Below are 21,039 nucleotides of genomic sequence, written 5' to 3'. Positions count from 1 at the left end.
TTCTTAACTTGACGCCAATGGCTGCATCTGCCATTCCACTTTCCCTGCTTCCATCTTGGCGATGTCTAGAACATCATTAATCAAAGATGTCAGCCGTTCTGCTTCAGAGACAATAATGTTGAGATTGTCACCCACCCGCTTGATGGTTTTCTGAAGCTTGCGGTCTTCGGTAGGAAGAATTGGGAACACATCGGTTTCTAGCTTTTCTTTAATGATGGACGCAAAACCAAGAACAGAAGTTAGTGGCGTCCGCAACTCATGGGAAACCGTTGAGATGAAGTCGGTCTTCATCTTGTCAATTTCCTTTTCTGCCGTTACATCCCGAATCAGCAGCGCCGAACCGAAGCAAGCTGCGGGTTCTTGATCTGCCGTCTTTTTGAAAATGGCGGTCGCCACTGCCTGACCAATACGTTCCTTCGTCAGTGCAACTTCGGCAGAGAAAACTTCTCCGGGGTGGGACTGAGTTTGTGCAATCAGCTCTGCTAAACCAGATAGTGACAATTCTCGGTAGTGACCATTGAGGGCGCTAGCTGTCAATCCATACATAGCTAAAAAGGCAGGATTGAAGTGGGTGATTTGTCCTGTGGTGTCTGCCACTAACAAACCATCTGCTAAGTTATCTAAAATCGCATTTAATCCCTGCGCTTCAGCTAAGGTATTTTGCAGAGCAGCTGTCCGTTCTATAACTCTGGCTTCTAAGTCTTGATTCAGTTGCCTGAGAGCGATTTCTACTTGTTTGCGGGCAGTGATGTCGGTATTAATTTCCAGCACCGCGCAAGGTTGACCAGAGATGTCCCGTTGCAACGTCCATCGGCTCTGGACGGTAATCAGTTTGCCTTCGTGGGTGAGATGTTCCACTTCTCCTTCCCAATTACCTTGCTCTAATAACTCTGCGATAATTTCTTGTTTTGGTTTTGGAAAGGTTTTTTTGATAAAAGTCTGAATGCATTTGTCTTTCACTTCTTCACGCGTCCAACCGTAGAGCCTTTCAGCACCCTGATTCCAATGAGAAATTTTGTCGCTCATGTCGCGGACAATGATGGCATCGCTGGAATGATTCAACATATCTAATAAACGTTGATTTTCCGCTTCTGCCAGTTTGCGATCGTGAATATCGCTGCAAGCACCAATCCATTCCCGAATGCTGCCATCTTCTTCCAGGACAGGGGTACCACAAACAGAAAAGTAGCGGTATGCGCCATCCTTGCTACGCAGCCGATATTCCGTTTGGTAGATACCTCGGTTTGCCACAGCAGCATTCCAAGCTTCTGTGGAACTGGCACGGTCATCGGGGTGAATTTGATCAAGCCAGCCCCAACCCTCAACTTCAGCTTCGCTCTGCCCCGTATAGTCCATCCAGGTGAGCATTTCCCTGCTTATTGCCAGTCCTTCTGGGGTAGCTCCCCAGATGATCTGTGAAGTAGCAGTTACTAAGGAGCGATATCGTTCTTGAAGACGCTGATTTTCGGCTTCTGCTTGTTTGCGATCGTGGATATCGGTGCAAGTGCCAATCCATTCTCGAACGCTGCCGTCTGCTTCTAGGATGGGAGTACCACAAACAAAAAAGTGGCGGTAGCTGCCGTCTTTGCCACGTAACTGATATTCAGTTTGAAAGAGACTCTGATTCGCCACAGCATTACTCCAGGCTTGGGCGGTGCGAGCGCGGTCATCAGGGTGAATCGGATCGAGCCAGCCCAAACCCTCGATTTCATCTGCACTCTGACCTGTGTACGCTAACCAGGTAGACATTTCACAGCTCACCGCCAGTCCTTCATGGGTAGTCAACCAGACAATTTGTGAACTGGCAGTCACCAAAGAACGAAACCGTTCTTCGCTCTGTTGCAAAGTTTTTTCTGCTAGCCTGCGATCGTGAACATCGGTGCAGGTGCCAACCCACTCTCGAATGCTGCCGTCTTCCTCTAAGACAGGAACACCACAGACAAAAAAGTAGCGATAGGAGCCATCTTTGCCACGAACCCGATATTCAACTTCATAGAGACTTTCATTTGCCACTGCGGCACTCCAAACTTCGGCAGTATGGGGCCGGTCATCTGGATGAACAGCATCAATCCAGCCCCAACCATCGGCTTCAGCTACAGTCTGACCTGTGTAAGCTCTCCAGCCCGACATATCTGCCTTTTGCATTCCTTCAGAAGTGGTAATCCAAACCATTTGGGAAGTAGCTGTAACTAGAGAGCGGTATCGTGCTTCGAGATACTGCTTTTCGGTTTCTGACAGCTTGCGATCGTGAATATCAGTGCAGGTGCCAATCCACTCCCGAACATTGCCATCTTCTTCGAGAATGGGGACACCCCAGACCCAAAAGTAGCGATAGTTGCCATCGTTGCCACGAATTCGGTATTCAATTTGATACATCCTCTGGTTTGCCACCGCAGCACTCCAGACTTTTTCGGTATAGGCGCGATCGTCGGGATGAACGGCATCAATCCAGCCCCCATTCTCAGCTTCAGCTAGACTCTGACCTGTATAAGCTATCCAGCTTCCTAGTTCAAAATAAATTCCATCTGGTGTGCTTACCCAGACAATTTGTGCGGTAGCTGTCACCAGAGAACGATATCGAGCTTCACTTTGTTTCAGGATTTGTTCGGTATGTTGGCGTTCCTGCTGAACGCGTCGAAGGTCGCTAATATCCTCCACACTAGACCAGATCAGTTGCTCTCCATCTTTCTCAATCATCTGTCCAGAAATTCTGACTGGAACCAGATACCCGTCTTTGTGGATTAACTCTTTCTCATAAGGGCCGTAGCGACCAGTTTGTTCTAGGTTCTCTAGCGTAACTTGGTCTGCGATCGCATAGTTTTCAGGAGTAATCTGGCCATAATTGAGATTGAGGGTTTCTGAAACAGTTCGCCCCAAAATGGCAGCATAGGCGGGATTGATGCTAATTAGCGTCCCATCTATTCGGCACAGTACCAGCCCAACGGGACATTGTTCAAATAGCTGACTGTTGTATTCATCAATTTGATTAAACATGGTTGAGGTTTGTTTAGTGGCGTATTTGGGTAGGGTTAGAACAACAGAACCAAGACAACAAAGTGGCGTAAAGCTTTAACGAAATTGGGTGGTGTTGAAACATCTGGTAAATTTGATCGGGTGATGCACCTTCCACATCTGGACTGTGCTGTGAAAGTCGCTGGATCAATTGAGTGTGGCGGATCAGCAAATCCGTCGGTTTGAGCATTGGAGCTGTTGATGGAATGAAGCCGTCGGTATCGGAAGTAGGGGATGATTCCGCTATGGGAGTGGGCAAAGCAGAGGTGCTATTTTGTTCTTCAGCAACGTCTGTCAATGCACAATTTACTGGAATCTGAATCCAGAATTCTGTCCCTTCATTCGGTTGAGAGCGACATTTGAGGATTCCCCCATGTTTGTCTACAACAATTTGGTAGCTGATTGCCATGCCTAACCCTGTTCCCTTACCAATATCTTTCGTGGTGAAGAAGGGATCGTAAATGCGGCGAATTACTTCCTCTTTCATGCCAGGGCCGTTGTCAGCAATGCGAATTACAACCCACTCTTTGTCCAGGGCTTGGGTGCGAATGGTAATGCTTGGGATTGTTATTTGTCCTTTGTCATTTGTCATTTGTGATTCGTTTGATGCCAATGAGCAATGACTAATGACTAATGACTCTTCGAGCGCATCAATGGCATTTGCCAAGATGTTCATAAATACCTGATTCAACTGTCCGGGATAACATTCAATTAGAGGAAGTTTTGCATAGTCTTTAATGATTTCAATTGCCGGACGATGAACATCTGCTTTCAGGCGATGGTGAAGAATCATTAAGGTTCCATCGATACCATCGTGGATGTTGACGGCTTTCATATCGGCTTCGTCATGGCGGGAGAAATTTTTCAGGGATTGAACAATTTCGACAATGCGACTTGTGCCCACTTTCATCGAATCTAGCAGTTTGGGGAAATCCTGCATGATAAATTCCAGGTCTATATTGTCTAACTCTGATTCCAGTTCTGGAGGAGCAACAGGTAAGAATTGCTGATACTTTTCCAACAGGTGCAGCAAGTCTTGGGCGTATTCGGCAACATACTTTAAATTGCCGCAAATAAAGTTAACCGGGTTGTTGATTTCGTGAGCAACTCCGGCAATGAGTTGCCCTAGACTGGACATTTTTTCGCTTTGGATCAACTGAGTTTGGGCTAATTGCAACTCATGGAGAGCTTGCTGAAGTTTCTGTGTCTGGGCTTTTGCCTGGACGGCTGCTTGAGTGCTTTGCTCGTAAAGCACAGCTTTGTCAATGGCGATCGCTGTTTGAGAGGCAAAGATACTCACCAGTTTCAGGTGTTCAGCTTTGTATGAGTCAGTTTTAGGTGTTCCAATAGCGATCGCTCCTAGTACCCGCTCTTTGGCTCGTAACGGTACACAAATCATTGCAGCAACGTTTTTTTGCCCCTCTAATCGAGAATCGGCTTGCACATCATTGACCAGTTCTGCGCGGTTGGATTGCACAATGTTACCGATAATTCCCTTACCCGGTTCCGGCTGATTATGGTCAAAAAACACTCCAAATTCGGCAATAATTTCAAAGGCAGTTGCATCTGGACTGAGGAGCAAAATTATCCCCGCAGATGATTCAATTAATTGACTCAATTCTTGCAGCACAAGTTGGGCAATCTGTCGCGTATCTAAACTTGTTGTCAGTTGAGTCGAGATATCGTCAAACAAATCAATTTCCTGATATCGCTCTAGCAATTCTTTAGCGAGTACTTTCTTCTCTGCTTCCTGCTTTGCCAGAAATGAGAGCAAATTTGCAACTAGAGTTGCCTGTTCTTGCCCAACAACCCAACCAATGATTTCTCCTGAAACCTCGATTGGATATCGATTTTCTCCAGCTTGCTCCCCAATGCTAATTAGTTTCGTGCCGTCCACCAATTCAATATCAATGGGAATGTTGAGCTGATAGACTAAGTTATGAATAAGAGATGGCAACTCTTTTTTGTTGAGCAGCTTTCTGAGGCTAACTGCGGACATGAAACACCTCATCTAGAGCAGGTTGCAAATTTCTAGCAATCACTGTAAGTATGTTCGCGTAGCGTCTCCAAGAGTTACCTACACTATATTTCAACTTTCTGTATGCCGCCGCCGCTTGCGGACTCGCTATTGCTACGCTATCCTGCCTCCTGCCTTCTTCACCGTAGCTATCCGTACCCCTTCGAATAAGCAAGCTACGCCCAGCATCTCTAGAAAAGAGAGGAATTGTCATAAAATCTAGGGATATAATATCTTACTAATTAAAGACTAGTCTTCCCAAAAACATTGGTGATATAACAGCGAAGTTGAACAGTCGCAAATACCTTTAAACTCCATAGCAGAAGCAGGCTTCTGTCTGTGTAACTCGTTTACCTTGTAATGACTTATAGAAAAACTATAAGTAAAGCTTTTATATTTAAAGAAACTTATGTAGCGTTTCTTGCTTGAGTAAAGTACAAGCATCCCATTTGCAAACGAGTAGGGTAAATGATGTAGCTCATCTGATTAGGAAATGATATATAGGACTCATATTTGATTTTTGAAAAAACTCAGTACAACTAAGAAGCCTTCTTGACTGTTGCCTATTGCCTATTGCCTGTCTACGCAAATTCGTTCAGAAATCAAAGCGGATTCCTATAGGACTCATATTTGATTTTTGAAAAAACTCAGTACACCTTTATTGCTTCTTTCCAGTCCCCAGTCCCCAGTCCCCAATCCCCAATCCCCAGTCCCTTACCTCTATGAGTCATTCATAAATCAAAGACGCTCGTTCGCGTAGCGTGTCGTAGACAAGACTCGCTACCGCTTCGCTATCGGATTGCTATATAGGTTTAAATTATAATCAATTAATTTTTCTTATTGCTACTACTCGGAAATTGGTAATCAGCTTTTTTTAGTATGTAGTTGAGCGCATTTTTGACACTGAAATAATCCCTTTTATTGTACCAAAAGAAGCTGCGATCGCAGCTTCTTTTGGTATTTTTAAAAAGTATTTAGGTACGTGGTAGCTTCAGTTAGATCCGAGAGTAGCGAAAACGAATTCTAAGCAGTCGAAGCCAACGTAACCACATTTGTGCAGGTTGTTCAAAGAAGGTGAAAATATCACCGAAACCTAAATTAGTTTTGTGATGATGTAACCAGTGTCTCTCAGGAGTAGTAATAAATAGAATTTGGCATAAAATATTTACAGGTTTTGGAGTTTGCCAACCCAGTACACTTATGTGTCTCCACCATACATGAAACTGACCAAGTAGTAATCCAGAAATCACGCCAATGGGAGAGAAAGACCATAAGACTACTGCTATGAGTACATAAGGCAAAGCTCCCAAGATACCATCTAAAAGAACCTGGCGATTAAAAGTCAAAATAGCGTAGTGACGGAAATCCTTCTTCCAGGAGTGGTGCGTTTTTAAATGAAGGCTACCAAAAACGTGCTCGGGTACGTGGTAAAAGAATGTAGATAGAAAATCGCCAACAAACAGTAATAACCAAGCAACAGCGATAGCCTCAAGCATTTTTACTCCTCAAGAATAGTTAAGAAAACTCCACAGAAAATATGCAATGTCATGCTGTCAGCGTAGACACTTAGTTTTACGCTATGCCAGCAGCATGTGTGCATTTCATGTGTCTACGCTTCAGTTAATTTGGCTCAGAGTATATGTAATTGGGTTAGTTGCAGTTTCATGAATCTCCAATCCTTAATGCAGTAAACAGCAACTTGCAAGAACCTCCAATTTGACTACTAGCTCTGGGTTAATGGTAAAAATACATCTAATACTCGATTGGAATACAGTATTTTACCATAGTTACTACACAATCTTCTTACTAAGACATACAGCGTAAGCAAAGGTTGAGTTAAAGTTAGTACAAATTTAGGTTAAGGACTTCTTCAATATTGTTATTTTTAAGTTGATTCCAATTAAGCTTCAATTATGAATTTAATCAGAATGATAGAAATGGGCATTATGAAAATGGATATTGAGTGATTTAAGTGAACTAAAGCGGGTTTAAATCAAATTAAGATGCAGCAGAATTTGGAGTAACTATAATTTCACCTTGGTTCATTCTCAATGTAGAAAACTTTGGTTTAATTAATGAAAGCTTTTGCAGATGAAAGCCTTAATGGATAAAGATTTTAGACTCAGTATATTTTCACCATTCAAGTTATATTCCTATACAAGTATTAGAATTTGGTTGAATTGGAGGTATTAAATTAACTGCTGATAATTGAGAGAGATGTCAGAATTTAGTGAAGGCGTGCTACGCCCGTAGTAAACGAGCGTAGCACGCCGAAAAAAGATGATATAATTACCTCTTATTGAGTTGCACAATAATGAGGAGTAAGAGACTGTTTCTTTGCTTTGGTGACTATCCTTTTTCTGTCGCCACTTTGGTCAAAGAGTAATTTATAACCCTTGTTTTTTAGTATTTTCGCAACAAACAACAGTATTGAAATAGCAAATATCTATTCGTAACTGTCTAATATATAGAGTCTAATCTATGATTACCACTCTGAAATTACTCTGGTCAAAGTAAAGTTGAAAACATTTGTCCAAATCTGCAATACTTTCTACTTTTAGCTATGACTCTTCTGGACTGAGGCTTTTCACCCTTGAGAGAAACAGTGAAGTCAAGGCAAGGCTTGAATGAGTTCCCGAATCACATCTATTGCTGGTCTGCCTGTCTGTTCACAATACTTTTCAAGGTTCTGAGCTTCATCTGATGTCAAGTTTAAAGTAATTCGCTTAAGCGCTCTTTTTTTACTGGAGGTTGCCAAACGGGGAAATTTAAGTGCAGCAGTTTTATTCATTGATTGATAGGCTAGATATATACAAACTTTCTTTATCAAGATTGCCAATTCCTAACTGTCTTTACCAGTGAAAATCGAGATTTTAAGATTGAACTTAAGCCTTACACCCCAAATAAATTACCGAAGAATTAAAGTATAAAAAAACGAAGCATACGTAGTAGCTCTGCCATTACGCAAGTGCAAGAAGGTTGTGGCTAAAAAGATGATGTTAACAATGCTCTCACAGAGCAGATTGTTTATTGAATAAGCGGTGTGGAATTACCGAGATGAATAGATTGCCAAAGGTGGTTTTCATCTGTGAATATTTTGGTAATATACCTGCTTTAAATCCTTTGCAATATGAGATTATTCGTTTGTTATGGCTATCACCTCATATCTATAGCAACCTAGTAGATAATTCCTTTTAGTCAAAGGTGATTACACGAACAGTGAGTTAATACATGACTTTACAGAATTGGAGACGCAAGCGTGGCGTTGCACTTACTACCAAGGGTTTACAAAAAATTAAGGAAGCAAAGCATCAATCAGAAGCAAAGGAAAACTTTGGAAACAGGTACACTCTTGAAGAAATGAGTGCGCGCTCTGGGTTATATTCCGCTACCATCTCGAAAGTATTGAATCGGGAAGGTGGTGTTGACAAACAGACTATTGAGAAGCTTTTTTCAGCTTTTCAATTAAAAATAGATAAAAGTGATTATTCAAGCTCAAATACTCGTCTAAATTGGGGAGAAGCGATCTTTAACTCAGCTTTTTATGGACGTACAGAAGAACTTACTACCCTAGAGCAATGGATTCTCAATGAGCACTGCCAATTGGTGACACTATTGGGAATAGGAGGTATTGGTAAAACCGCACTGTCTGTAAGGCTTGCTCAAAAAATTCAGGACAACTTTGAGTATGTGATCTGGCGATCGCTACGAGAAGCTCCACCTGTTAAAATTATTCTAGGTAATCTAATCCAATTTTTATCCGACGAACAGCAAACAGAAGGTAACTTACCAGAAAGCTTTAGCGATCGGGTATCGAGACTACTCTATTATTTACAAAATTATCGCTGTTTAGTGATCCTTGATAATGCAGAATCAATTCTTCTTAGTGGTAGCCGCGCCGGACTTTATCGAGAAGGATATGAGGAATATGGTGAGCTTTTAAGACGGATAGGAGAAGCAACTCACCAAAGCTGCTTAGTACTCACTAGTCGTGAAAAACCTAAAGAAGTGGCATTCTTGGAAGGACAAGCACTACCAGTTCGCTCATTACTACTGAGTGGTTTGAAGATGCTCGAAGGGCAAGAAATCTTGAAACTCAAAGGGTTATCAGCAGCACAGGATGAATGGAAAGTAATGATTGAACGCTATGCAGGCAATCCTTTAGCCTTGAAGATAGTTGCTACAACCGTTCAAGATATCTTTAATGGTAATGTGACTGCCTTTTTGCAACAAGATACATCTGTTTTTGGAGACATTCGCGATATTTTAGAGCAGCAGTTTGAGCGCTTGTCAGATTTAGAAAAGGATATTATGTACTGGCTAGCGATTAATCGGGAGTCGATTACACTCTCAGAATTGCGAGATGATATTATATCACCAGTACCACAAGCGAAATTATTAGAGGCTCTGGAATCTTTAGGAAGGCGATCGCTAATCGATAAGGCTGCACCTACACTTACTGAAAAAACTGGATCACTTTTTACTCTCCAGCCTGTGGTTATGGAGTATGTGACTAGTAGCTTGATAGAACTCGTTTGTGAGGAGATTGTCACTCAGAATATTGATTTATTCACGAGCAAAGCTTTGATCAAAGCGACGGCAAAAGAATATGTTAGGGATACTCAAATTCGCTTTATCATCAAACCAGTTATAGATGGGCTGCTTACTGCTTTTAGAAGTAAAAAAAACCTAGAGTATCACTTAGCTCAAATTTTAGCAACCCTACGAGATATATCTCCTCTAGAACAAAGTTATACGGCAGGAAATGTCTTTAACTTGCTTTGTCATTTAGAAACTGATCTTAGAGGTTATGATTTTTCTTATTTAACTATTTGGCAAGCCGACTTGCAGAATGTAAAGTTGCATAATGCAAATTTTGCTCATGCCCATCTAGCTAAGTCTGTTTTTGTTGAAACCTTTGGTGGTATTTTTTCGGTAGCTTTTAGTCCTAATGGTAAACTTTTAGCTACTGGTGATACCAATGGAGAAATTCGTTTGTACGATGTTGCTAATAGTCAGCAACTTTTGACTTGTAAGGGTCATGCTGGTTGGGTTTGGTCAGTTACTTTTAGTTCCGATGATCAGGTTCTTGCCAGTGGCAGTAATGACCAAACAATAAAACTGTGGGATACCAGTACTGGTCAGTGTTTAAAAACTTTGGAGGGTCATAGTGGTGGGGTTCGTTCAGTCACTTTTAGTCCCGGCGGTCAGATTCTTGCTAGTGGTAGTGATGATCAAACAGTGAAGCTGTGGAATATCAGTACGGGAAAATGTCTGAAAACTTTACAGGAAAATGGTTGTAGTGTATGGTCTGTTGCCTTTAATCCAAAAGGTGATGTATTAGCAAGTGGAAATGATGACCATAAGGTAAGGCTGTGGGATATTAATAGCAGTTCATGTATTCACACCTTAGAGGGTCACACTCAACGGGTATACTCAGTCACTTTCAGCCCTGACGGTAATACACTAGCTAGCGCCAGCCATGACCAAACAGTTAAACTTTGGGACGCCAGTACTGGTAAATGTATTAAAACTTTGCAGGGGCATACAGACTTGGTACATTCAGTTACCTTCAGTGTAGATGGTAGCGCTCTTGTTAGTTGCGGTGATGACCAAACAGTTAGGGTATGGGATTTTGTGAGTGGTCAATGCCTTAAAACTCTACAAGGACACAAAAGTAGAGTATGGTCGTTAGCAATATGTATAAATCAAAACATTTGTGCTAGTAGCAGTGATGATCAAACGGTAAAATTATGGAATATCAGTACTGGTCGATGCATTAAGACTTTCCAGGGTTACAACAATGGGATATGGTCAGTTGCTGTCAGCCCAACCGATAATAATATTCTTGCCAGTGGTAGTAATGACCAAACAGTGACACTTTGGGATATTACGACTGGTAAGTGCCTCAAAGCTTTGCAAGGTCATGGTAGGAGAGTTACATCAGTTCGCTTTAGCCCAGATTCTCAATTACTTGCTAGTGCTAGCGAAGACCAAACCGTAAGGTTATGGGATCTAAGTACTAGTAAATGTCTTAAAATCTTGAGAGGACATAGTAATCGAGTTACATCAGTTACTTTTAGTGCTGACAGCCATTTTCTCGCCAGTGGTAGCGATGACCAAACAATCAGAATATGGGATATTACCACTGGTCAATGCCTCAATACTTTACGAGAACATAGCGGTAGAACATGGTCAGTCACCTTCAGTTCTGAGAGTCATATATTAGCTAGTGGTAGTCATGACCGAACAGTAAAACTCTGGGATGTTCGCACTGGTAAATGCTTTAAGACTTTACAGGGTCATACTGACTGGATATACTCAGTTAACTTCCATACGGATGGTTGCACCCTAGCAAGTGGGAGTGGCGATCAAACGATTAAACTCTGGGATGTCAGCACTGGCAAGTGTCTTAGAACTTTGCAAGACCATACAAATACCGTATATTCAGTTGCTTTTAGTTCGGATGGTCGCATACTGGCGAGTGGTAGTGGAGACCAAACAGTTAAGCTTTGGGACGTTAACACAGGTAGGTGTTTAAGAACTTTATTAGGACATACTAGATGGGTTTGGTCAGTTACCTTTAGTTCCGATGATCAGACTGTGGTCAGTTGTAGTGAAGATGAGACAATTAAAATTTGGGATTTACAAACAGGTGAATGTTTGAAAACTTTGAAGAGTAAAAATCCTTACGAGGGAATGAATATCACTAGCATAAGCGGGTTAACTGAGTCTCAGAAGGATACTTTAAAAACTTTAGGAGCAGTAGAGTATTAAATTAAGACTTAATATTAGAGTTATAATACAGAGTCAAGCCAGCTTGCTAACAACTGCTAATTCAATTAGTTATTTTGCTTTTCAATAGCGAAACTGCACCTAAAATGCTGTATCCTAGCATCCCTAATTCAAGAGATGGTTCGGGTACTGGTACTGGCTTAAGTGCTGAGAATGCTAATTCTCCAATTATCTGATGAGCAGAAGTTGTAGGATGCACTTCGTCCCAAAACAAAAATTCTTCAGGGTTACAGAAAACTTGTTGTGTGGGAACATCTATAGGTACTACTGATAAGTCTTTGCTAATACAAGAGTTAGTAACGTTTGTAAAACCGAATTTCTCTGGAGCAGTAACGATCCTATTAAATAGGGAATTAAGATTCAGTTCTATAATGTTGATATTGGGACTTAATTGTTGACTCAAAACTTCGAGTTCTGTATTCAACCTAGAGTTATGGTCACTGCTAAGTGTGCTAAATAAGTTTGAACGTTGACTTGTGAAATTTGCAAACGGTGATTTTCCCAAATCTGGTAAGTTGACGACCATGATATCTCTAGCGCCATCAGCAACAAGTGATGTCAAAGCTGTTGATAAATTTGCTACTGTATTGCTAGGATTTGGCTCACGATCGAAAAAGTAACTTAGGTAGTCATTAGTACCAGCCCAAATAATATATAGAGCATTAGGATCGGCAGTTTCTGCTGCTACAAAGTTATTTATTTGTTGCTGCAATCCTGGTAAAGTAGCTAAACCAATATTTTCATTTCCTGTAGTCGCACCACCAAAAGCAAAGTTATTTTTCAGATTTAATGTTAATCCTAAATCAGAGGCAAGATAATCAACCCAATTTGGGCCATTAGAAAAACGCCCATTATAGTATGTTGGACTTGGCGGAATAATTTCATTAGTGGCATTAAATACATTACCGCTATCAGAAAAACTGTCTCCAAAGACATAAATGTTGTCATAATCTTTTGCTAATACTTTGAGTGGAGATATCAAAGATAAAAGCAACAACCCTGTTGTTATAATTTGTCTTTGCATAGTTAATTCTTTAGTCTAATTTCAAACTTGTAAAGATGCCCTAAGAAGAATCTTGCTCCTTTCTAGAGAGCTTTTTTGGCTAATTTAAAACTTTCAAGAGGGTGAGGGGCTAACGCCACATTACCCCAGCGCATTACGCTTGCAGAAGCAACACCTGCTGCACCAGAACCATAAATGAGAACTAAGTCATTTTCGTGAATCTTACCCAAGTGTGCAGCATGGTACAGATTGGCCACAGTCAGTACTGGTCCTATATTTGCATATATGGGGTAGAGATTGATCGTGCGTTCTGGATCAATACCGAGTAGCCGCGTGCAGAAGCGTGTCATCCAAGCAGTAGGGGTATTGAAAAGAAAAAAGTCTATTTGCTCCAAGGTTACACCAGCAGATGCGATCGCACCCTCACAACATATAGAAAGAAAGTCCGCAGCTGTTTCGCGTAGAGCCTTCGCACCCTTACCAGTCTGCATACGGACTCGTGAATTTCCTTGTTCATCCTTTGTCAGTTCAGCAGATACGACCTCACATAGCGCACCTGTATGAACTGTCTTAGTACCAAGAATACCCTGATTTTCTTCCAGTAAACTGACTACAAAGGCTCCAGCACCATCACCTAGAAACCAAGACACAGTATCTTGCTCGTCAAAAACGCGAGAATACGAACATGAAATAACTACCAGTACATTACGATACTCTCCCGCTCGTACCAAAGCAGAGGCAGTTTGAAGTACAACTGGTGTACTCCCACAGGTTGCATCAAGATTCCATGCAGCACCCAGAAGACCGAGTTTACGGGCAAGAAATGCGGCATTGCCAAATCCAATTTGTTCAGGCCAAACTGAGGCCACAATCATCAAATCAATATCATTAACAGAAAGTTTGGCTGCATTCAGGGCATCTGTTGCTGCGCGATATTCCAAGGTTAATGAAGACTCCTCATGACTCAGCACCCAGCGCTCAATAGTACCACGAAAGGGATCTGAGAGATAAGGCAACATTTCCATATCAAATTCGTTAGCTGGAGGGGTTCCAGTCAGCGAAAACATCCTTGCCAATCCTTTTTGTTCAGCCTGAGCTATTAGCTCAGGGTACTTTTCCAAGTAATAGTTATTGGTACGTCTAATAGTTGGAAAACTTAGTGCAATTGAGCGAATACCTACTGAGGAATGCACCATATAAAAATTTTTTTATTTTAATAGTTGGTAGCACCCTGTGAAATTAGGCTTTGATTGCGACTGTGAGCCGGTGCTATTTGGGTGGGATCTATGATTACATCAACCACAAATGGGTTAGTCGCTGCCATCGCTTTTTCTAACGCTGCTTGGATGTCATACTCTGTTTCAACGCGGATACCATCGGCTCCCATACCCTGAGCAATCTTGACGAAATTTACTTGAGGAATCATTGCATCCACATTCTTGAAACCCACATACGTCATTCCCTGTTCGCACATATTGTAACGCCCGTCGTTGAGTACAATCCAGACGGCGGGAATTTGGTAGGCTACCGCAGTATTTACCTCGCTGCTCATGAGCATAGCACCATCCCCGACAATAGCAACTGCCTTGTGATTCCGTGCTAAAGCAGTACCCACGACACCAGTTACAAAATGCCCCATAGACCCGAAGCCAGTGCTGACACGGAAACGAGACGATTCGGCAAATCGCAACAGGTGAATAGCCCAAACCAAAGAGTTACCCACCTCGGTCATAACAATTGCATTGCTCTGTTCAACAATCACACGTTGAATCATATTCATAAGCACATCTGGTCGTACTTTACCGTCAGCACGTGGATGGATTAAATCGCGCTTAGATTTCGTCAGTGACGGAACTTTTGAGGTACCAGAACGAGCTGGAAAATATTTCAGTAATGCCTTGCAAAATACTCCCACATCGGACTGGATCGCAAACGTCTCAACAGATGGATATGCGCTTCCTGGAACTTTTGGATTTATATCAACATGCAAAAAACTACGCCTGGGGATCATCTCAGGGTTCCAAAACGATGTTAGTTCGCCAAGACGTGTTCCTAATACCAGGATGTGCCTTGGACGTTGCTCCCTCATGTACCTGAAAACAGATTCATGCCCACCAAAGCCAGTAACGCCTACAAACTGAGGATGATCTTCAGGAAAAATACCTTTACCCCGTGGTGAACACATCACCGCAGCCCCTGTTCTCTCAGCAAGCTGGCGAATCTCTTTTGCAGCACCGCTTGCTCCGAAACCGATCCAGATTGCAAACGCTCCCTCTGACAGTAACCGGACACATTCGGCTATTGTCTCCTCACTTGCTGTTGCCACAGCTTGAGACAGAGTTACTCGTGGCAATGATGTCTTTACTGAACTTGTCTGAATATTTGTAGGAATACTTATATGAGCTACGAATCCTCCTGGTTGTTCTAGTCCAAGAGCAAGCCTTCGAGAAACCTCTGGGAGTTCATCGCTGGATTCGAGAGTGGTTGCATAATGGAATATTTGCCCGGAAGTAAAAATCCCTTCGCTAGGCATAGTGTAAGTGCTAGTTTCTTGACAAGCCCAACGTCCCCGCTGTGGTGCTGAGGTTGAAGCTGACACGAGGATCACCTTTGCTCCTTCCCAACGGGCAGCTAACAATCCTGTCAAAGCGTTGGTGATCCCCGGCCCTGTGGTAGTGAATACCACAACCGGGCGATCGCTAGCAAAATATGCCTCAATGCCTGCAAAAGCTGCTCCAGCTTCATGCCGAAAGTGCAACACCTGGATGGAACTTTGATGTAATGCAGCCCACACTGGAGCGATCGCACCTCCCGAAACACCAAAGGCATACTGCACTCCCATATCTCCCAGGATTTTTACCACTGCCTCTGCTACCGAAAAAGCTACGGTTGACTTGCTATCAAATAGCTGTTTAGTTGAATTTAATTTTTCAGTGGTATTCGCTTGTGTATCCTGAAATTTAATATCCATACAAACTATACTTAGGAATAATTTCCTCTGTGGGATAACATTATCCCACACTGAAAGCAGTCCGGTGTAAATATTCGTCGTTATAAATTTATAAATAACGTAGCAAGCAGCTATGCTGAAAGCAAGAAAATAAAGGGTTTTAGCCTACTTTATCTTTAATTGAGATACCTTACTTTTATTGTGCCAATCTATCTGCTTATCTTCACACAGTTTGGTACTTTATCAAGGAAGGCAGAGGGCAGCTATGCAGGAGGCTCAGTTGGAATACTGTTTTCTGCTCTGGAGCCAGTGACCAAACCGAACTTGGGTTTAAGATCCCACCAAATTTTATTGTTTCGTGGCCCCAATTAAGTACGGTGTTGAATCCCCTACAAAACATTGAACCTTCTCCTTTCTGCCCGACGCTCGCGGACTCGCTAACGCTGCGCTATCTGCCTCCTGCCTTCTTCAATGTCTACCTACTTCAACTCTGCTTTGATACCGAAGAAATGTTTAGAGACTTTAAGAGTAGCAAATGTGGCAATGCCTGCGGCGGGCTGTGCTAATACAAATGGGTTAACCCATGTTTTGGTTTATGAAAACTGAACACCATTGATCAACCCCTGGAGTATAAAAAGGTGATTGAATTAAATCAGTATAAGACTTTAACTTTCGATTGTTATGGAACCTTGATTGATTGGGAAAATGGTATTTTAGGGGTGCTAAAGCCACTTCTGCTGGTACATAACACTAATCTGGATAACGAAGAAATTCTCAAAATTTTTGCGGAATTTGAAGCAGAACTGGAAACAGGAGAATATCTCAAATATCGAGAAGTTTTAAAGAGAGTAGTCCAGAAATTTGGTGAGCGATTTGGCTTTGAGCCAACTACTGACGAACTAAATTCACTGGCTGATTCGATTCAGCATTGGCTGCCTTTCCCCGATACAGTTGAGGCACTTAGAGCTTTAAGCCAAAAGTTTAAGTTGGTAATTATCTCAAATGTAGATGACGATCTCTTTGCTTTCTCGGCGAAGCACTTACAGGTGGAATTTGACCAGATAATCACAGCGGAACAGGCAAAAAGCTATAAACCCTCCTTAAACAACTTCAGACTGGCTATTCAAAGAATTAATTTGCCGCTAGAGCAAATATTACACGTTGCTGCTAGCGTATATCACGATATCGTTACAGCCAAATCTCTGGGACTATCAACAGTTTGGGTAAACCGTCGAGCAGACAAAAACAAAGTTAACATTACAGACCCGCAAATAAGTCAACCTAACCTAGAAGTACCTGATTTAAAGACTCTCGCTGCTATGAGTTCACCAAATCCCCAGTGAGTAATAAGTGCTAGATACTCAGTACTGTTTCGATGAGGATCTGTTGTTACAAAACGAAACAGGAATTGCAACATAGATTGATTCTGCCTTAATCTGGAAAAACTACTACGCCAGTTTGACGGCACTTTCGCCCTTCTTTTGAGAGCGACGCGCAAGGACGGGTAACGCTCGTACCAACCCTCTGCTTCTGGTTCTCCAGGATCAGCGCCCTGCCGATAAACTTGTTCAATAAAACACTTTGATAGCCTAAAACGATGAAAGCATCTGCTAATTTCGACTTTGAAGACGAGAAATTTAATGCACCGCCTTCTCAAGTCATCCCTTGGTGTCAGATGATTAATCCTCGGTATGGCACAGATGGGATGCAATCCCACGGTTTGGCGATTAAGTTAGATAATGCTAATGCTGTCGGCTTTGTGCCAGATGATAATTGGCAGCAGGTAGAGCATGAATTTAGTTCTGGAGTCGAAACAGTCTTTATTACCACTACTCCAAACTTAGTGTTAGTGCGTCGGGGCCCATTGTCTGTTAAAGACCGGGAGAGTGGTCTAAAACTAGGTACGCTCAAAGAGAATTATGATGCTTTTTTAGCCGACAAACTTAAATTTAAAACCTTTACTCGCTATCTAATTTTTATAGTGGGAGAGAATAAAAAGTTTTTACATGAATCACCACTACAACTAACTCTTAATGGTGCCGCCGGAGCGAGTTTCAGCAAAACCTACTGTGAATATCAACAAGGCAAAGTAGTTAGTGGATTCGTTGCTGAACTCGAAAAAGCTTATGCCGTCTACCGCAAGCAACCTTTGACACCAAAAGGCCCTTTGTTCCACGCCCACGGTATTTTTTGCCCGATAATTGAGTGTGAAGAAAGAGGTATTGAACCAAATACGGTTCTGGTAGCTTCAACTGTGGATTACAAACATCCCACGGTAGGAACTTTAACACAATACTTAATTGCTTCTGATTCTCTGGAGTCTGCAATGATTTGTAAGACTTTTGAAGAATACAAAGATTTTGGAAAGGAACCTGTAAAATCAGAAACGCCTAAATTGGCAATGGCAGGAGTTTCCAACTCTTACGTTTATGCTGATGAAGATGATTTTGCTTATCCGCCGTATTAGGTGGGAGTGGGGAGTGGGGAGTGGGGACTGGGGAGTGGGGAGTGGGGACTGGGGACTGGGGACTGGGGACTGGGGACTGGGGAAGAAGGAAGGGAGCAGGGAGCAGGGGGAGCAGGGGGAGATGAGGGAGACAAGGAGAATAACATCCTCACTCAACACTCCCAATGCCCAATGCCCCATGCCCAATGCCCAATACCCAATGCCCCATGCCCAATATCTATTTCTTGAGCAATAAATAATATAGTGAACCATTACCGCCTGTGATCCCAGCGCGATCGCCTGCTAGTTTCCCAGAACCCATGAAATAATCCACCCGGCCCGGGCCTTTGATGGCGCTTCCTGTATCCTGGTCAAGTACATAGCGGCTGACAGTCCGCCTCTCTAGTTTGCCACCAGTGGTGGGATAGGGAAACGAGTTGTAAATCAGCGCTAGCGCTCCTGGTGGCATGAGAGACTTATCTGTAGCAATGGAACGTTCTGCTGTTACTGGCACATGAATACTACCAGTAGCCGCTCTACCGCTTGTTTCTTGGAAGAAAACAAATCGTTCCCAGCGGGGCAGATAATTGCTCAACTCTTGGGGCTTGCTTTTGAAATAACTAATTAGACGTGGCATTGTCAATCCTTCCAGGGGAAGTTTGCCATCTTTGGCTAGTTCTCTGCCGATACTAGTCCAGGGATAATCAGTTCCACCTGCATAGCCAATTGATGTTGTCTTGCCATTAGTTAATTTAATTTGGGCAGAGCCTTGGATATGTACCATGTATGCGTCTAGGCGATCGCGAAACCAAAGCATTTCTAAACCGCGTAACTGGCTCTTATTCCCTTGTAAACCATCCTTCCCTTCCAACTCAATTCGTTTTGGGTGGGGTTTCGGCCATTGGCTGAAATCAGGTGGTAGCCGATAGAGGGGATACTTATATGTTGCAGTCTTGACACGGCTAGCAGTGTAAATAGGTTCGTAGTAAGCAGTGAATTTAACAGTACCCTTGCCATCGTTGCCCACAGACTGGTAAAAGACAAACTCACGGCGGACAGCGGCTTGTAATTGCGCTGCTGACTTAGAACTGACAACTAGTTGGCGAAAACGTACCAAACTACGGCGGACGCGATCAAGGGTAATTCCCTGGACTGGATAATTTTGATATGCTGCGATCGCTCCACTCTTATTTAGGTAAAGCAGACTGTTGTCAATGGAAGCTAACAACGCTTTGCGATCGCCCTTTTGACCCCAAAGTTGCTCATCCCAACCCAAGCAAGCGTGCTGGGGCTTACAATCGCTTCCTATGGCTATCGGTTTTAACGGTGGCGTTATCTCAGGAGTGATTGGTATTGGTATTGGCGACAGATCAGGAGTAGTCGGCACTGGCAACGGCAGTACATTAGGAACCTGAGCAACAGCCAACCAGAGAGGATTTACAAAGGCAATTCCCAGACTCAGGGAAAGCAAAGCAAGGGTTTTTCTCATCATTTAGTTGAATCTTTCAACACTGGAACTAAAAACGGGTTCTACCCGGATTGCCACGATCCGAGAGGGTCTTACCACCATATACTCCCCTTGAATATTTTTTATCGGCACGCTAATAAAGTCATTAGAAGCAGACTTTGGCACAAGTTCGCCGCTATACCACTTCTGAAACTCTTGAATAGTAGGAAAACGTATTTCTTCCCGGTGGCCGCTTTCCAGTAGGAGGTATACGGCATATTCATTTGGAGTTCTAGCCATAAGGTTGAATCATTTAAAAAACATTCAACCCATTGTTAACCACGTAACCCCCGAATGAAAAGAGTAAGCATACGGGAGGTGGGGAGCAGGAGGCAGGGAGCAAGGGAGCAGGAAGTAGGGGAGAAGAGTTTTCCCCTCTGCCTATTTCCCATACCCAATGCCCTATTCCCAATGACTCTTGACTCTAGACGCCTAATCCTTTAAGCAGTTCCTTAAAAAATGTAAGTTTACATTAGCTCTTGCATAACTCTCCAATCAACCTCTGATAAGTCATTGACATTGTTGAAGAACAGTTATTCAGGAAGCAAAAATTATGAAACTTTACTATCGTGGTCTGAGCTATGAATACGACCCAAACAAAGTTGGCAGCAAAAAAACAGAACAGCCGTTTCAACCAGTTCCTCAAATTGGGTCAGCTTATAATCTGATGTACCGTGGCGTTAACTATCGTGCTAATTCAAATTCAAAATTGGCGGCAGTTCCTTTAGCACCAATAGCCTATAAATTGAGCTTTCGGGGAATCACCTACTTTGTAAATAAAACTCCATTAGGAGAAATTAGTGTAGTCTCTCAACCAATAACTACTTCAAGAATTGAGGGACTGCTGATTTCTGAAGAATTAAAGCTTCAAAAATAATATCGCTGTAAGCCGATCTGGAGTCTAGGAAGTCATAAACTTGTAGTAAAATTCTAGGACTTACGCACTGTAAAAATTAATCATGCTATGGAACTCATATTTGATTTCTGAAAAAACTCAGTACAACTAAGTACAACATTTCATTAATTCGTAGCGAATCCTCTGTGTACCTCTGCGCTTACCTTTGCGCCCCTTTGCGTTTAAATTTCAACCCTCAATTCCCTATGAATTTACGCAAAGCTGTACTAAGAAGCCTTCTTGACTGTAGCAAGATTGCCTATTGCCTGTCTACACAAATTCGTTCAGAAATCAAAGCGGATTCCTATATGTATTTACGAAAATAGGTCGTTTCAGGTCTTTATTAATTGTTCTTTGATGATCGGTAAACCCGCGCTGTAGGGGCACAGCAATGCTCATTGGTGTCAACTTAAC

At 42.5% G+C, this 21,039-nt stretch carries 16 protein-coding genes; 6 read left to right on the top strand and 10 right to left on the bottom strand.

Going from position 1 to position 21,039, the window contains the following annotated elements:
- Positions 1-3: 3 nt before the first annotated feature.
- The 5 genes from A4S05_RS43810 to A4S05_RS31655 all read right to left on the bottom strand — a co-directional run bounded on the left by A4S05_RS43810 (position 4) and on the right by A4S05_RS31655 (position 7,820).
- Positions 4-2,994, bottom strand: coding sequence for a PAS domain S-box protein (locus A4S05_RS43810; RefSeq protein WP_256091302.1), 2,991 nt, complete (start codon positions 2,992-2,994; stop codon positions 4-6).
- Positions 2,995-3,007: 13 nt separating this feature from the next.
- The gene (locus A4S05_RS31665; protein ID WP_069073738.1) at positions 3,008-5,011 is read right to left on the bottom strand and encodes a GAF domain-containing sensor histidine kinase; all 2,004 of its coding nucleotides are present in this window, start codon (positions 5,009-5,011) and stop codon (positions 3,008-3,010) included.
- Positions 4,998-5,243 carry a hypothetical protein gene (locus A4S05_RS40850; protein WP_141699860.1) on the bottom strand — a complete coding sequence of 82 codons (246 nt, stop codon included), beginning with the start codon at positions 5,241-5,243 and terminating at the stop codon, positions 4,998-5,000. Before A4S05_RS40850 ends, A4S05_RS31665 begins: the two co-directional genes overlap by 14 nt.
- A 781-nt stretch (positions 5,244-6,024) precedes the next feature.
- A complete protein-coding gene (locus A4S05_RS31660; RefSeq protein WP_069073737.1) occupies positions 6,025-6,525 on the bottom strand; it encodes a sterol desaturase family protein in 501 nt (166 codons plus the stop codon).
- Positions 6,526-7,640: 1,115 nt separating this feature from the next.
- Complete coding sequence (locus tag A4S05_RS31655) at positions 7,641-7,820, bottom strand: ribbon-helix-helix domain-containing protein (RefSeq protein ID WP_069073736.1); 180 nt, start codon at positions 7,818-7,820, stop codon at positions 7,641-7,643.
- A 266-nt stretch (positions 7,821-8,086) separates the two neighbouring features.
- Between A4S05_RS31655 and A4S05_RS42235 the strand changes: the two genes are divergently transcribed.
- Together A4S05_RS42235 and A4S05_RS31650 are read left to right on the top strand one after the other, a co-directional pair.
- Complete coding sequence (locus A4S05_RS42235; protein WP_176727169.1) at positions 8,087-8,227, top strand: hypothetical protein; 141 nt, start codon at positions 8,087-8,089, stop codon at positions 8,225-8,227.
- A gap of 33 nt (positions 8,228-8,260) precedes the next feature.
- The gene (locus A4S05_RS31650) at positions 8,261-11,806 is read left to right on the top strand and encodes a WD40 domain-containing protein (RefSeq protein WP_069073735.1); all 3,546 of its coding nucleotides are present in this window, start codon (positions 8,261-8,263) and stop codon (positions 11,804-11,806) included.
- 61 nt (positions 11,807-11,867) lie between these two features.
- Here A4S05_RS31650 and A4S05_RS31645 read toward each other — a convergent pair whose 3' ends face one another.
- The 3 genes from A4S05_RS31645 to A4S05_RS31635 form a co-directional block, all read right to left on the bottom strand.
- Positions 11,868-12,848, bottom strand: a complete 981-nt coding sequence (locus A4S05_RS31645) for an SGNH/GDSL hydrolase family protein (RefSeq protein WP_069073734.1) — start codon at positions 12,846-12,848, stop codon at positions 11,868-11,870.
- A 62-nt stretch (positions 12,849-12,910) separates the two neighbouring features.
- Positions 12,911-14,023: a 3-oxoacyl-ACP synthase III family protein gene (locus A4S05_RS31640; protein ID WP_069073733.1), complete on the bottom strand. Its 1,113-nt coding sequence runs from the start codon at positions 14,021-14,023 to the stop codon at positions 12,911-12,913.
- A 17-nt stretch (positions 14,024-14,040) separates the two neighbouring features.
- Positions 14,041-15,798 carry a ScyA-related TPP-binding enzyme gene (locus A4S05_RS31635; protein WP_069073732.1) on the bottom strand — a complete coding sequence of 586 codons (1,758 nt, stop codon included), beginning with the start codon at positions 15,796-15,798 and terminating at the stop codon, positions 14,041-14,043.
- A gap of 617 nt (positions 15,799-16,415) precedes the next feature.
- Between A4S05_RS31635 and A4S05_RS31630 the strand changes: the two genes are divergently transcribed.
- From A4S05_RS31630 to A4S05_RS40845, 3 genes are all read left to right on the top strand, one after another.
- On the top strand, positions 16,416-17,120 hold the full coding sequence (locus A4S05_RS31630) for a haloacid dehalogenase type II (RefSeq protein ID WP_069073731.1): 705 nt from the start codon (positions 16,416-16,418) through the stop codon (positions 17,118-17,120).
- Positions 17,121-17,374: 254 nt separating this feature from the next.
- Positions 17,375-18,244 carry a DUF5895 domain-containing protein gene (locus A4S05_RS31625; RefSeq protein WP_069073730.1) on the top strand — a complete coding sequence of 290 codons (870 nt, stop codon included), beginning with the start codon at positions 17,375-17,377 and terminating at the stop codon, positions 18,242-18,244.
- A 6-nt stretch (positions 18,245-18,250) separates the two neighbouring features.
- Positions 18,251-18,472: a hypothetical protein gene (locus A4S05_RS40845; protein ID WP_141699859.1), complete on the top strand. Its 222-nt coding sequence runs from the start codon at positions 18,251-18,253 to the stop codon at positions 18,470-18,472.
- Here A4S05_RS40845 and A4S05_RS31620 read toward each other — a convergent pair.
- Together A4S05_RS31620 and A4S05_RS31615 are read right to left on the bottom strand one after the other, a co-directional pair.
- Positions 18,462-19,712 carry a murein transglycosylase A gene (locus A4S05_RS31620; protein WP_069073739.1) on the bottom strand — a complete coding sequence of 417 codons (1,251 nt, stop codon included), beginning with the start codon at positions 19,710-19,712 and terminating at the stop codon, positions 18,462-18,464. The two genes, A4S05_RS40845 and A4S05_RS31620, sit on opposite strands and share 11 nt — an antisense overlap.
- Before the next feature lie 3 nt (positions 19,713-19,715).
- Positions 19,716-19,970: a hypothetical protein gene (locus tag A4S05_RS31615; protein WP_069073729.1), complete on the bottom strand. Its 255-nt coding sequence runs from the start codon at positions 19,968-19,970 to the stop codon at positions 19,716-19,718.
- Positions 19,971-20,283: 313 nt separating this feature from the next.
- Here A4S05_RS31615 and A4S05_RS31610 point away from each other — a divergent pair, with 313 nt between their 5' ends.
- The gene (locus A4S05_RS31610; protein WP_069073728.1) at positions 20,284-20,607 is read left to right on the top strand and encodes a DUF4278 domain-containing protein; all 324 of its coding nucleotides are present in this window, start codon (positions 20,284-20,286) and stop codon (positions 20,605-20,607) included.
- Positions 20,608-21,039 lie beyond the last annotated feature (432 nt).

It is taken from the genome of Nostoc sp. KVJ20, assembly GCF_001712795.1.
Lineage (GTDB): Bacteria > Cyanobacteriota > Cyanobacteriia > Cyanobacteriales > Nostocaceae > Nostoc.
Note: the sequence above shows the minus strand (reverse complement) of the source record. Positions and strands in the feature narration are given on the sequence as shown.